A 12199-nucleotide genomic window follows, 5' to 3' on the forward strand; every position below is an offset into this window, starting at 1 on the left:
GCTGAAGCAGTCGCTGGAGAAACACCATAAAAAAGGCCCCGTCTCCAGGGCCTTTTTTCATTCATCAGAAATCGCGCTTCTTCCGCGGCGGCTTACCGCCGCTGGGCCGGTTGCCCTGCGGACGGAAGTTGCCACCGCGCGGCGGCGGACGCGAAGCGCCACCGGCGCCGGCACCAGCACCGCTCTGCGGGGTTTCCTTGCCGTCCCACTCGGCGATCTTCAGCTGCTGCTGGGCGACCCACACCTTCTTGAGGTGCGTGAACGTCTCGGCCGGCATGCCGTCCGGGAGGTCGATCAGGCTGTAGTCGTCACGGATGCTGACGCGGCCGATGAACCTGGCCTCGACACCACCCTCGTTGGCGATGGCACCGACGATGTTGCCCGGCTTCACGCCGTGCTCGTGGCCCACTTCGATGCGGTACGTACGCTTGCCGGCTTCCGTGGTATGCGGACGTGGCTGGCGCATGCCTTCGCGGACCGGGCGACGGTCGCTGAAGTCGCCGCCGTCGCGGGGCGGACGATCGTCGCGCGAGGGACGCTCACGATCGAAGTCGCGGGGCGGGCGCTCGGTGTATTCGCGTTTGGCGGGCGGCTCGAGCAGCAGCGGCTGGTCGCCCTGGGCGATCTTGGCCAGCGCGGCGGCGATCTCGATCGCCGGCACGTTGTGCTCCTGCTCGTATTTTTCTACGAGCTGCTGAAACAGGCCGAGGTCGCCGGTGGCCAGCGTGTCGGAGATCTTCTGGTTGAACTTGTTGACGCGCGTGTCGTTGACCGCCTCGATGGTCGGAAGCTGCATCTGCTCGATCGGCTGGCGCGTGGCGCGCTCGATCTGGCGGAGCAGGTTCTTCTCACGGGGGGTGACGAACAGGATCGCCTCGCCGCTGCGACCGGCACGGCCGGTGCGGCCGATGCGGTGCACGTACGACTCGGTGTCGTGCGGGATGTCGTAGTTCAGCACGTGGCTGATGCGTTCGACGTCGAGACCGCGCGCCGCGACGTCGGTCGCGATGAGGATGTCGAGCTTGCCGGTCTTGAGCTGGTCGATCACGCGCTCACGCTGGGCCTGCGCGATATCGCCGTTGATCGCCGCTGCGGCGAAGCCACGCGCCTGCAGCTTGCTGGCGAGTTCTTCGGTGGCCGACTTGGTACGGGTGAACACGATCATGGCGTCGAAGCTTTCGGCTTCGAGGATGCGGGTGAGCGCATCCAGCTTGTGCACGCCGCTGACCCACCAGTAACGCTGGCGGATGTTGGCCGCGGTGGTGGTCTTGTTCTTGATCGTGACTTCGACCGGGTCTTTCAGATAGGTCTGCGCGATGCGGCGGATGGGCGCCGGCATGGTCGCGGAGAACAGGGCTACCTGACGGCCCTCCGGGGTCGCCTGGAGCAGCTTCTCGACGTCGTCGATGAAGCCCATGCGGAGCATTTCGTCCGCTTCGTCCAGCACGAGGAAGCGCAGCGCGGAAAGATCCAGCGTGCCCTTGTCGAGATGGTCGATGACGCGGCCGGGGGTACCGACGACGATCTGGGCACCGCGCTTGAGACCCTGCAGCTGCGGCCCGTAGCTCTGGCCGCCGTAGATCGGCAGGACCTGGAAGCCAGGCAGGTAGGTGGCGTACTTCTGGAACGCCTCGGCCACCTGGATGGCCAGTTCGCGCGTGGGGGCGAGCACCAGGGCCTGCGGCTTGTTGCCCGCCCGCAGGTCGATACGCGACAGCACCGGCAGCGCGAACGCCGCGGTCTTGCCGGTACCGGTCTGGGCCTGGCCGATGACATCGCGGCCTTCGAGCAGGGCCGGGATGGTCGCGGCCTGGATGGGGGAGGGGGTTTCATAACCCACCTCGGTCAGGGCGCGCACGACGTTAGCGTCGAGCGCGAGCGCGCTGAAGCCGGGCGATGCCGGAGCGTTGTCTGTTTCAGGGGATGACATGGCGACCTCGAAGAGGGGGCGCGACGGCGACATTCGCGCGCCGGCAGTAGCGTTATTGTAGCAGCGATGTGCGCTGTTCGTTGTGGTATGTGGCCACTTGTCACGCCGGCGTTACACTTCCCGGTCAGTTTTCGGATAGGAGAGATGCATGTCGGCGATCGAAACGTTGTCGGAGCAGCGCTGCTTCGGTGGATTGCAGGGCTTCTATTCGCATGAATCCGAGGCGTGCGGCGGCCCCATGCGCTTTGCGGTGTATCTGCCGCCGGCTGCCGAAAACGGGCCGGTGCCGGTGGTCTGTTTTCTTGCCGGGCTCACGTGCACGGCCGAAACCTTCACGATCAAGGCCGGCGCCCAGCGTATCGCCGCGGAACTGGGCCTCGCGCTGGTCATGCCCGATACCAGTCCGCGCGATACCGGCATCGCCGGCGCCACCGGCGACTGGGAGTTCGGCGAAGGCGCAGGCTTCTATCTCGATGCGACGGAGGCGCCCTGGTCGTCCCGCTTCCGCATGTACACCTATGTCGTGGACGAATTGCCGCGCCTTCTGGCGGAACGATTCGCATTCGACATGGGCAGGCAAGGCATCTTCGGTCATTCCATGGGTGGTCACGGCGCGCTGACCATCGCGCTGCGCAATCCGGGCCGTTATCGCTCGGTTTCCGCATTCGCTCCGATCGTCGCCCCGGGCTCCGTGCCTTGGGGTGAGAAGGCGTTTCCTCGCTACCTCGGCGCCGACCGCAAGGCCTGGGCGAAGCACGATGCCACCGAACTGGTCGCCGCTGGCGCGCGCTTCGACGGCACGATCCTCATCGATCAGGGCGAAGCCGATGGCTTCCTCGTCAGCCAGCTCCAGCCGCAGCGCTTCGAAGCCGCCTGCGAAGAGGCCGGTCAGAAACTGAAGCTGCGTATGCAGCCGGGTTACGACCACAGCTACTACTTCATCCAGAGCTTCGTCGAAGACCACCTCCGTCACCACGCGAAAGCACTGACCGCATGAGCGAGCCGATCCGCATGCGCACGTCGCGCACGGTGATCCGCCTGCTCGATGTCGAGGAGGCTGACGTCTTGCGACGTTACCGGACCGAGAACCGCGAGCACCTGGCTCCCTGGGAGCCCCTGCGCACGGAGTCGCATTACACGCTCGACGGATGCCGGCTGGCGATTGAAGCCGGACTGGAAGCGGCCCGTGCCGATCGCGGTTATCCCTTCGCGGTACTGACCCCGGATAGCGCGGAGATGATCGCAAGTTTCACGTTCGCGAACGTCGTCCGTGGCGTGTTTCAGGCGTGTCACCTGGGGTATGGCATCGCCCGGCGCCACGAGGGGCAGGGCCTGATGTTCGAAGCGCTGGATGCGGCTATCCGCTATGCGTTTGGCCCTCTGGACTTCCATCGGGTGATGGCCAACCACATGCCGCGCAACGAGCGAAGCGGACGCCTTCTGCAGCGCCTGGGTTTCGAGAAAGAGGGTTATGCGAAGCGTTACCTGAAGATCGATGGCCTGTGGGAAGACCATGTCCTGACCGCGAAGGTCAGGGCGCAGGGATAAGCAGGACCGGCTGTCCGGCCAGGCTTATCCCCGCGCGACCGGTCAGGCCTTGTTGGTCGCCGGACGGCCACCGCGGCCCTGACGGCGACGCTTGTGGCTGCCGGTGTTCTCACCGGTGCCGGCAGCCGAATGACCATGCGGACGATGCGACGGCGGACGACCGCCACCGTTGCCACCACCCGTACCGCCGCCGCCCTGACGTGCCTGGCCGTTGCCGGCCGGGCGACCACTACCGTTGCCGCCGCTCTGCGCACGCGGCTGGCGCTGCTGGCCGCCACCCTGCTTCGGACGCGGCGCACCGGCGTCGAGGCGAAGCGGGGTGCTCGGCTCGAAGCCGGCGATATTGGCGATCTCGAGATCCGTCTTGAGCAGGCGGCCGATATCGCGCAGCAGGCCCGACTCATCATGGCTGACCAGCGAGATGGCTTCGCCCGTCGCGCCGGCGCGGCCGGTACGGCCGATGCGGTGCACGTAATCCTCGGCGACCATGGGCAGGTCGAAGTTGATCACGACCGGCAACTGATCGATATCGATACCGCGGGCGGCGATGTCCGTCGCGACCAGCACCGTGATGCGGTTGGTCTTGAAGTCGGACAGGGCGCGGGTGCGGGCATTCTGGCTCTTGTTGCCGTGGATCGCGGCGGACTTGATGCCGAACTGCTCCAGGTGACGGACCAGCTTGTCGGCGCCGTGCTTGGTGCGGCTGAAGACCAGCGTCTGGCGACGGCTGTCCTGCGAGAGGATGTGCAGGAGCAGGTCGCGCTTCTTCGCGGCGTCGACCGGGTGCACACGGTGCGTGACCGTGTTGGCGACGGTGTTGGCCGGAGCGGTCGAAATCTCGCGCGGGTTGCGCATGAACTGCTGGGCGAGCGCCTTGATCTCCGGCGCGAAGGTGGCCGAGAACAGCAGCGTCTGACGCTCCTTCGGCACGGCGGCGAGGATGCGCTTGAGCGCCGGCAGGAAGCCCATGTCGAGCATGCGGTCGGCTTCGTCGAGCACCAGCACGTCGACCTTGGACAGGTTCACCGAGCGCTGCTGCATGTGGTCGATCAGGCGGCCGGGCGTGGCCACGACGATGTCGACGCCGCGACGCAGGGCGTGCAGCTGGTTGCCCATGCCGACGCCGCCGAAGATGACGGTGCTGGAGAGCGGAAGATATTTGCCGTAGTCACGCAGGTTGTCCTGCACCTGGGCGGCCAGCTCGCGGGTCGGGGTGAGGATCAGCGCGCGGATCGGGCGCGCCTTCTCGCCACGCACTTCGTTGGCGATGCGCTGCAGAAGCGGCAGAGCGAACGCGGCGGTCTTGCCGGTACCCGTCTGGGCGGCGGCCATGAGGTCGTGGCCGGCGATGACCTGGGGAATGGCGGCCGCCTGGATCGGCGTCGGCTTCTCGTAGCCGGCTTCGGAAAGGGCACGCAGCAACGCGGGCGCAAGGCCCAGCGAATCGAAAGACATGGGGTGGAGCTCCTGCTTGACTCGAGCGTTCCCTGGAACCGCGCTGCGAGTTATGGATTGGCGGCCGCTAACCATGACGAAGACAGCAGGCTGGCCGGTGTCGAGCGCGCTTCCGGGGGTGGGGGAACGGGCGGGAGAATCTCCACGCCGGGGGTCCGCAAGGGAGTCGGAGCGCTTCTCAACTCGCGCAGTATACCTTATTGCGGTGCACAAATGGGGATCGGCGATTCAGCTCCGCCGCGAGGCCGTCATCAGGTAGCTGTTGTAGGGCGTCCGCCCGAACAAGGGGCGGAAATCCACCCGGATCCCCCTGGGCTCCAGCACCCCGCGAATATCCGCCTCGGTCGGGAAGTACTGAGCCCCACCGGGAATCCAGCCGACCGCCTTGATGAATTTTTCCTCCAGCACGGTAGCCCGGTACCGCCACGTACCGTCCCGGATGACGTTGCGCAGGATCAGCACGCCATCTTCGGCGAGGTGGTCGACGGCGAACGACAAAAGGTCCGCCTGACGTTCCCTGGGCAGGTAGTGCAGCACGTCGAGCATGGCGACATGTCCGCGCAGGGGATGTGCCGCCGTGGCGTCGGCTTCGCGCAGCGCGATGGCGTCGCCAAGTCCGGCCCGTTCCGCCGCGTCCCGACCCGTGGCGATCTTGCGCGGGTCGTGGTCGATGCCGACATAACCATCGAGCGCGTCACAGGCATGGAGATAGTGGCCGAGGAGACCAAGCCCGCAACCGATATCCAGCAACGGCAGGCGACGTCCCGAAATGGCCTGGGCGGTGGCCGCATAGACGGGATCGCTGGCCAGCTTGCCGTGGATGTAGAGGCGGTCGCCACGGCGGCTGAAGCGTGAAGCGATCCGGCGTCGGATCCGGGTGTCGGAACTCATGCGGCGAGGTGTCCTTTCCTGAAGGAGGACCGGGCACCATACGCGGCACCCGGTCGCGACGGCTAGTTCTGCTGAGGTCGCTGGCTACCCTTGGCGATGTAGGCGTCGTACTCACCCTTATCGACCTTGCCGTCATGGTTGGTGTCGGCCTCGTTGAAATGGGCGCGCATTTCCTTCAGCGCATCGTTGTCCTTGGGGAGGTCGCTGCGTTTGATGGATTTGCCGTCTTTCGAGAGATCGGCGAACGAGGGCGCGCCGCTGTCGCTCTGGGCCATGGCGGTACCGGCACAGAACGCGGTCAGAACGGCAAATGAAACGATGGATCGCGAGTACTTCATGAGTCCTCCGTCTGTCGTGGCGAGAGCACCAGTTTTAGCGATGACCCGTCGCCGGATCGTGAGGTGCCCGTTGGATTTTCGCGCTGTGCTAGCCTCGGCGCGGCCCGAATCTCGTTGAGGAAATTCTCATGCCGCTCCCCGCCGCCCTGCGCGATCTGGACCATACACAGCGACACACCGTGTTGGCCAGCTTCCTGGGCTGGACGCTCGATGCGTTCGACTATTTCCTGCTGACCTTCGTGATCCTTGCCGTGGCTCACGAGTTCAACGTGCCCAAGCAGGAGGTCACGTACGGCTTGTTCCTTACGCTGGCCGCGCGTCCGATCGGCGCTCTGATCTTCGGACGACTGGCCGACCGTTACGGTCGCCGTCCTGTCCTGATGTTCGACATCGTCCTGTTTTCGGTGCTCGAGGTCGCCTGCGCCTTCGCGCCCAGTCTGGGCATCCTGCTTGGCCTGCGCTTTCTGTTCGGAATCGCCATGGGCGGTGAGTGGGGCATCGGCGCCTCGCTGGCCATGGAGTCCATTCCCGCCAGGTCGCGAGGCTTCGTGTCAGGGCTGCTGCAAAGTGGCTACCCGTGCGGGTTCTTTCTCGCCGCTCTGGTCAACTGGCTGCTGGTCGACCATATCGGCTGGCGCGGGCTGTTCATCGTAGGTGCCCTCCCGGCCTTCCTCGTGCTGTACATCCGCCGCAAGGTGCCCGAGTCCCCGGTCTGGGAAGGTCGCCGGTCCAAGGCCAGGGAGAGCGTGTTCGTCTCGATGCGCGGTCACTGGAAGCTCTTCATCTATCTGATGCTGCTGATGGCGGCGTTCAACATGTTCAGCCACGGCTCGCAGGACATGTATCCGACCTTCGTGCAGGAGACGCTGAGGATTCCGGCCGGCTCCGGCACCGCCTTCATGCTCACGGCGCTGCTCAACCTCGGCGCTTTGTTTGGCGGTCTGACCTTTGGCTCGCTCTCGGAGCGGATCGGGCGGCGCAAGGCGATCATCATCGCGGCGGTGCTGGCCATCCCGGTCATTCCGTTGTGGACCTACGGCGGCTCGTTGCTGCTGCTCGGCCTCGGCGCGTTCCTTATCCAGGTGATGGTGCAGGGCGCCTGGGGTGTCGTTCCGACTCATCTCAACGAGCTCTCGCCCGACGCCGTCCGCGGGACCTTGCCGGGCTTCGCCTATCAGATGGGCAACCTGCTCGCGGCGATCACCGCCACCGCGCAGACCTGGCTGGCCGAGCAGCGCGGGGGCGATTTCGCCTTCGCCATGTCGACCTGGATCGCCGTCGTGGCGGCCGTGCTGGCCCTGCTGACCTGGCTGGGACCCGAAGCGCGCGGTGTCGGCTTCGGCAAGGACCGTGACGCCGCGTGACGCCGGGGCCCGCGGCCGGTAAAATGCCGCGTTTTCATCCGGTAGAAACCAACATGCAGGCTGGTAAGGACAAGGTCATCTCGTTCCACTACACGCTCACCGTCGACGGCGAGAAAGTCGAAAGCTCGGTCGAGGGCGGCGAACCGTTGTGGATCCTGCTGGGCCATGGCCAGCTCATCCCGGGCCTGGAATCGGGTCTCGAGGGCAAGTCGGTGGGTGATACGTTCGACATCGAAATCGCCCCGGAGCAGGGTTACGGCCCGCGTCAGGAAGGCATGACCCAGCGCGTGCCGAAGAAGTACTTCCCTCAGCAGGGCAAGGGCCTCAAGGTCGGCGACTCGACCGTGCTCTCCCTCAAGGAAGGCGGCAACCGCGTTGTCGTGGTGCAGAAGATCGGCTCCAGCGTGGTCGACATCGACCTCAACCATCCGATGGCCGGCAAGCACCTGACCTTCAACGTCGACGTGCAGGTCGTCCGTGACGCGACCGAAGAAGAACTGGCCCATGGCCACGCCCACCCGAAGGGTGACGGCGAGCACTGAGCTTTTGCTTCAGTGCGTTACGACGAAAGCGCCTTCGGGCGCTTTTTTCTTGCCCCCGGGGCAAGGCCGGATCAGCCGGAGAACAAAAAAAGACGGCGCCCTCTGGAGGCGCCGTCTTTTCTCGATCACGTCCGCGCGGCGATTACGCCAGCGACTTGCCATTCACCGACACGTCCACATCGACGTTGCCGCGCGTAGCGTGGGAGTACGGGCAGACATCTTCGTGCGCGGTCTTCACGATGTCCTGCGCGGTGGCGTCGTCGACACCGGGCAGGGTGACCTCGAGCTTGACCTGGATGGCGAAGCCGGAGCCTTCACGCGGGCCGATACCGACGCTGCTGGCGACCGACGCGCCGTCGACCTTGACCTTCTTCTGGCCGGCGACGAAGCGGACCGCGCCCTCGAAGCAGGCGGCATAGCCGGCTGCGAACAGCTGCTCCGGATTGCTGCCACCACCGTTGCCGCCCATTTCCTTCGGCAGGCGGAGGTCGAGCTTGATCAGGCCATCGTCGCTCTCGACGTGGCCTTCGCGGCCGCCGGCGACCTTGGCATGGGCGGTGTAGACGATCTTCTGCACTTTCGAGAGGTTGCTCATGGCGTGTTCCTTTGTCGTGTAAGGGAATCGGGTGCCCGGGGTTGCCGGGCGTGGAACGTATATAAGCACGCAATTAAATCGTGCGCAATCTAATTGATGCGGCTTTGCCAGGCTTGTTGTCGTTCGTTCAGTTAAGGACGCGGCGTCCGTAGACGAAGTTCTGCTTCCAGTAAGTGCCGTCCAGGTCGTCCAACCGCACGGTGCCGCCGGAGTTCGGTGCGTGGACGAAACGCCCCTTGCCGACGTAGACGCCCACATGGGTGACATGGCCACGGCCGAAGAACACGAGGTCACCGCTTGCGAGAGCCGACTCATCGACCTTGGGCTTGTCCAGCGCCGCCATTTCCTGGGAGGTGCGTGGCAGGCGAAGGCCGGTCGAGGTCAGATAGATGTAGTTGATCAGTCCGCTGCAGTCGAAGCCGCCCTGCGGGGTGTTTCCGCCCCAGCGGTAAGGCGTGCCGACGAGCCCGATCGCACGGAACAGCACATCGTTGGCGGCATCGGCCGGCGGCGCATCGGCGGGACGCGTCGACCATTCGAGGTTCTTCGCTAGCGGAACCGCCGACGCGGGATTGCGCTGCTGGGAGGACGAGCGCTTCGGCGGGGCGCTGCCGCACGCGGCCAGCAGGCTGAGGCAAACGCCAAGCACGACCGGGCCAAGAAAGCGCGACAGGCGAGGTGATGTAGGTAAAGCGGGATGCACGGGCATATCCCCTGTAAGGATCGGCATGGGTCAGACTAGCAAAACCAATGGCTTACAGGGAATACCTGTTAAAGCGCACGAGTTTATGTTCCGGACAGGCCGGCCGCGGCCATTCACACCGTTAAACTACGTGCATGGATAGATCCCGAAGCGATGTGCTGGTCATGGGCGGCGGCGTGATCGGCCTGGCCTGCGCGCTGTACCTGCTGAAGGCCGGAGCCAGCGTGCGGGTGCTGGAACAGGGGCTGCCGGGCAACGGCAGCTCCCACGGCAACTGCGGCACGATCACCCCCAGCCATGCGGGCCCTTTGACCATGCCGGGCATGGTCGGCACCGCGTTGCGTTCGCTCTGGCACCGCGATGCGCCGCTCTACGTGAGCCCCCGGCCGGACATCGCGCGCGCGCGGTGGCTGCTGGGCTTCGCGCGGCGCTGCACGTGGCGTGACTATCAGCAGGCCGGCGAAGCGCGTGGCGCCATCCTGGCCCGATCGCGCGCCCTGCTGGCCGATCTGGTCGCAGGCGACGGCATGGCCTGCGAGTTCGAAGAGGTCGGTGAGCTCTATGTCTATCGCCACGAGCGGAGCGTGCAGGCTGACCGGCCCCATGTGGAACTGCTGCGGCGCCTGGGCATGGACGTCCGCGTGCTGTTGGGTGACGACGTGCTCGCGCTGGAGCCTTCCCTGCGTGACGGCGTGGTGGGCGGCCTGCTGCATCCGGGCGATGCGCGTCTGCGACCCGACCGCTTCGTCGCCGAACTCGCACGGCGCGTGCGCGAACTCGGCGGCGCGATCGAGACGGGCGCGCGCGTGGACGAGTTCGGCTTCGATGGGGCCCGCATTTCACACGTCAGGACCACGCGTGGTGTTTTCTACGCGGATCGCGTGGTGATGGCGCTGGGCGCGTGGTCGCCGTTGCTCGGCAGACTGCTCGACATCCGTCTGCCGATGCAGCCCGGCAAGGGATACTCGCTGACCTGGGACACGCCGCCCGCGCAGTCGCCCACGCATTCGCTCGTGCTACGTGAGGCGGCGGTGTGCGTCACCCCCTGGGCGACCGGTTTCCGGCTCGGCAGCACCATGGAGTTTTCGGGCTTCGACGAAGGGCTCAATCCGGTTCGCCTCGACGCCCTGCGTCGTGGCGCGGCCACCTACCTGCGCGAGCCAGAAGGGCGCGGCGAAGTCACCCCCTGGTGGGGCTGGCGGCCCATGAGCGTCGACGAGCTGCCGATCATCGGTCCGAGCTCGCGCTGGTCCAATCTGGTTTACGCCACGGGGCACGGCATGCTTGGAATCAGCATGTCGGCCGCCACAGGCGAGCTGGTGGCGAACCTCCTTTCCGGGCCCGCGCCGTCACTCGATCCGACCCCCTATGCGCCCTCGCGTTTCAACCTGTGAACCGACGCGCAGTCGTCAACTTCACTCCCGCGGCGCTAGCCTCGCCGTTTGATTTCTGGGAGCTCTTATGACTGTGGAAACCTTCGACCTCATCGTGATCGGCGGCGGATCGGGCGGCCTCGCGGCGGCGATACGCGCGGCGAAACATGGCGCGAAGGTGGCGCTCGTCGAACCGTCGAAACTGGGCGGCACGTGCGTCAACGCGGGCTGCGTGCCCAAAAAGGCCATGTGGTACGCGGCGCAGATGTCCGAGGCCCAGTACATCGCTGTGGACTATGGCTTCCATGAGAAACCCGGCAGTCTCGACTGGCCTCGCTTCATCGACCGGCGCGATGACTATATCGAGCATATCCACGCCAGTTACCGTCAGTCGCTCGACAAGGCACACGTCACGCTGGTCCACGAGCGCGCACGCTTCATCGCGCCGGGTCGCGTCCGCGCGGGCGAACGGGAACTCACCGCGCCGCACATCGTTATCGCCACAGGCTCGACACCGAAGAAGCTCGATAAGCCCGGCTTCGACCTCGGTGTGACATCGGACGGGTTCTTCCAGCTGCGCGAATGCCCGAAACGCACGGCGATCGTCGGCGGTGGCTATGTCGCCGTCGAGCTCGCGGGTGTGCTTCGCGCCCTGGGCAGCGAGGTCGACCTGTTCGTCCGCGGGAGGCTGATGAGTGGCTTCGATGAGGAAATCTCGTACCAGCTGGGTGAGGAGATGCAGAAGCATGGCATCGGTATCCATTACACGTGCCAGATCGACGCCGTGCATGAAAAGGACGGCGTTCTTTTGCTCGACTGCGACAAGGGCAGTCATCCCGGTCCCTACGATCTGCTGGTCTGGGCGGTGGGTCGCGAGGCGAATACCGAGTCGCTCGATATCGGCGTCATCGGTCTGGCGACCGATGACGAGGGTCACATCGAAGTCGACGATTTCCAGAACACCAACGTACCCGGGATCTATGCGGTCGGCGACGTGACCCAGCGGCTGGCGCTGACCCCGGTGGCCGTGTCCGCCGGGCGCAAGCTGGCCGACCGGTTGTTTGGAGGAAAACCGAACGCGCGTCTCGACTACCGGAACGTACCTACCGTCGTGTTCTCGCATCCGCCACTGGGCACCGTCGGCATGTCCGAGGAACAGGCCCGGGAGGCCTATGGCGCGGACGTGCACCTGTACAAGCAATCGTTCGTGCCCATGCAGCTCGCCCTGGCGCAGCGGCCGATGAAGGTCCGCTTCAAGCTGATCTGCACCGGCGAGGACTCGCGCATCGTCGGCATGCAGATGCTGGGTCCCGGCGTGGACGAGATCCTCCAGGGCTTCGCCGTGGCCATCAAGATGGGCGCCACCAAGGACGATTTCGACGCGACCCTGGCCGTGCATCCGACATCGGCCGAAGAGATGGTGACCATGGGCGATCGCGTGCCCGGTTGAGCGCTACACT

12 protein-coding genes are annotated in these 12199 nt (G+C 65.7%); 6 read left to right on the forward strand and 6 right to left on the reverse strand.

Annotated features, from left to right (window positions below):
- Nucleotides 1-64 precede the first annotated feature (64 nt).
- Entirely contained in the window at nucleotides 65-1930 is a 1866-nt protein-coding gene (locus J2X57_RS16040) for a DEAD/DEAH box helicase (protein ID WP_043698114.1), read from the reverse strand.
- A gap of 148 nt (nucleotides 1931-2078) precedes the next feature.
- Between J2X57_RS16040 and fghA the strand changes: the two genes are divergently transcribed.
- Together fghA and rimJ are read left to right on the forward strand one after the other, a co-directional pair.
- Entirely contained in the window at nucleotides 2079-2927 is an 849-nt protein-coding gene (fghA, locus tag J2X57_RS16045) for an S-formylglutathione hydrolase (protein WP_309868651.1), read from the forward strand.
- Nucleotides 2924-3478 (forward strand): ribosomal protein S5-alanine N-acetyltransferase, encoded by a 555-nt coding sequence (rimJ, locus tag J2X57_RS16050; protein WP_036111652.1) that lies wholly within the window; start codon nucleotides 2924-2926, stop codon nucleotides 3476-3478. Before fghA ends, rimJ begins: the two co-directional genes overlap by 4 nt.
- A 42-nt stretch (nucleotides 3479-3520) precedes the next feature.
- On the opposite strand, the gene J2X57_RS16055 is transcribed toward rimJ, so the two are convergent.
- The 3 genes from J2X57_RS16055 to J2X57_RS16065 form a co-directional block, all read right to left on the reverse strand.
- Nucleotides 3521-4933, reverse strand: coding sequence for a DEAD/DEAH box helicase (locus J2X57_RS16055; RefSeq protein WP_036111655.1), 1413 nt, complete (start codon nucleotides 4931-4933; stop codon nucleotides 3521-3523).
- 228 nt (nucleotides 4934-5161) lie between these two features.
- The gene (locus tag J2X57_RS16060) at nucleotides 5162-5824 is read right to left on the reverse strand and encodes a class I SAM-dependent methyltransferase (RefSeq protein ID WP_036111657.1); all 663 of its coding nucleotides are present in this window, start codon (nucleotides 5822-5824) and stop codon (nucleotides 5162-5164) included.
- Nucleotides 5825-5886: 62 nt separating this feature from the next.
- Nucleotides 5887-6162 (reverse strand): hypothetical protein, encoded by a 276-nt coding sequence (locus J2X57_RS16065; RefSeq protein WP_036111659.1) that lies wholly within the window; start codon nucleotides 6160-6162, stop codon nucleotides 5887-5889.
- 128 nt (nucleotides 6163-6290) lie between these two features.
- Between J2X57_RS16065 and J2X57_RS16070 the strand changes: the two genes are divergently transcribed.
- Both J2X57_RS16070 and J2X57_RS16075 read left to right on the forward strand, forming a co-directional pair.
- A complete protein-coding gene (locus tag J2X57_RS16070) occupies nucleotides 6291-7526 on the forward strand; it encodes an MFS transporter (protein ID WP_309868662.1) in 1236 nt (411 codons plus the stop codon).
- A gap of 53 nt (nucleotides 7527-7579) precedes the next feature.
- Complete coding sequence (locus tag J2X57_RS16075; protein WP_079522256.1) at nucleotides 7580-8068, forward strand: peptidylprolyl isomerase; 489 nt, start codon at nucleotides 7580-7582, stop codon at nucleotides 8066-8068.
- 142 nt (nucleotides 8069-8210) lie between these two features.
- Here the strand turns inward: J2X57_RS16075 and J2X57_RS16080 are convergent, their stop codons facing one another.
- Together J2X57_RS16080 and J2X57_RS16085 are read right to left on the reverse strand one after the other, a co-directional pair.
- On the reverse strand, nucleotides 8211-8663 hold the full coding sequence (locus tag J2X57_RS16080) for an organic hydroperoxide resistance protein (protein WP_308846473.1): 453 nt from the start codon (nucleotides 8661-8663) through the stop codon (nucleotides 8211-8213).
- A 127-nt stretch (nucleotides 8664-8790) separates the two neighbouring features.
- Nucleotides 8791-9372, reverse strand: coding sequence for a C40 family peptidase (locus J2X57_RS16085; protein ID WP_052191346.1), 582 nt, complete (start codon nucleotides 9370-9372; stop codon nucleotides 8791-8793).
- Nucleotides 9373-9500: 128 nt separating this feature from the next.
- Between J2X57_RS16085 and J2X57_RS16090 the strand changes: the two genes are divergently transcribed.
- Nucleotides 9501-10760, forward strand: a complete 1260-nt coding sequence (locus J2X57_RS16090; protein ID WP_309868670.1) for an FAD-dependent oxidoreductase — start codon at nucleotides 9501-9503, stop codon at nucleotides 10758-10760.
- 67 nt (nucleotides 10761-10827) lie between these two features.
- On the forward strand, nucleotides 10828-12189 hold the full coding sequence (gene gorA, locus J2X57_RS16095) for a glutathione-disulfide reductase (protein WP_309868673.1): 1362 nt from the start codon (nucleotides 10828-10830) through the stop codon (nucleotides 12187-12189).
- Nucleotides 12190-12199: the final 10 nt, after the last annotated feature.

This window comes from Luteibacter sp. 1214, assembly GCF_031455395.1.
Lineage (GTDB): Bacteria > Pseudomonadota > Gammaproteobacteria > Xanthomonadales > Rhodanobacteraceae > Luteibacter > Luteibacter mycovicinus.

Excerpts from the sequence above, each read along its gene's own strand:
- J2X57_RS16040 (WP_043698114.1), bottom strand. The coding sequence starts at position 1,930 with ATGTCATCCCCTGAAACAGACAACGCTCCGGCATCGCCCGGCTTCAGC.
- fghA (WP_309868651.1), top strand. The coding sequence starts at position 2,079 with ATGTCGGCGATCGAAACGTTGTCGGAGCAGCGCTGCTTCGGTGGATTG.
- rimJ (WP_036111652.1), top strand. The coding sequence starts at position 2,924 with ATGAGCGAGCCGATCCGCATGCGCACGTCGCGCACGGTGATCCGCCTG.
- J2X57_RS16055 (WP_036111655.1), bottom strand. The coding sequence starts at position 4,933 with ATGTCTTTCGATTCGCTGGGCCTTGCGCCCGCGTTGCTGCGTGCCCTT.
- J2X57_RS16060 (WP_036111657.1), bottom strand. The coding sequence starts at position 5,824 with ATGAGTTCCGACACCCGGATCCGACGCCGGATCGCTTCACGCTTCAGC.
- J2X57_RS16065 (WP_036111659.1), bottom strand. The coding sequence starts at position 6,162 with ATGAAGTACTCGCGATCCATCGTTTCATTTGCCGTTCTGACCGCGTTC.
- J2X57_RS16070 (WP_309868662.1), top strand. The coding sequence starts at position 6,291 with ATGCCGCTCCCCGCCGCCCTGCGCGATCTGGACCATACACAGCGACAC.
- J2X57_RS16075 (WP_079522256.1), top strand. The coding sequence starts at position 7,580 with ATGCAGGCTGGTAAGGACAAGGTCATCTCGTTCCACTACACGCTCACC.
- J2X57_RS16080 (WP_308846473.1), bottom strand. The coding sequence starts at position 8,663 with ATGAGCAACCTCTCGAAAGTGCAGAAGATCGTCTACACCGCCCATGCC.
- J2X57_RS16085 (WP_052191346.1), bottom strand. The coding sequence starts at position 9,372 with ATGCCCGTGCATCCCGCTTTACCTACATCACCTCGCCTGTCGCGCTTT.
- J2X57_RS16090 (WP_309868670.1), top strand. The coding sequence starts at position 9,501 with ATGGATAGATCCCGAAGCGATGTGCTGGTCATGGGCGGCGGCGTGATC.
- gorA (WP_309868673.1), top strand. The coding sequence starts at position 10,828 with ATGACTGTGGAAACCTTCGACCTCATCGTGATCGGCGGCGGATCGGGC.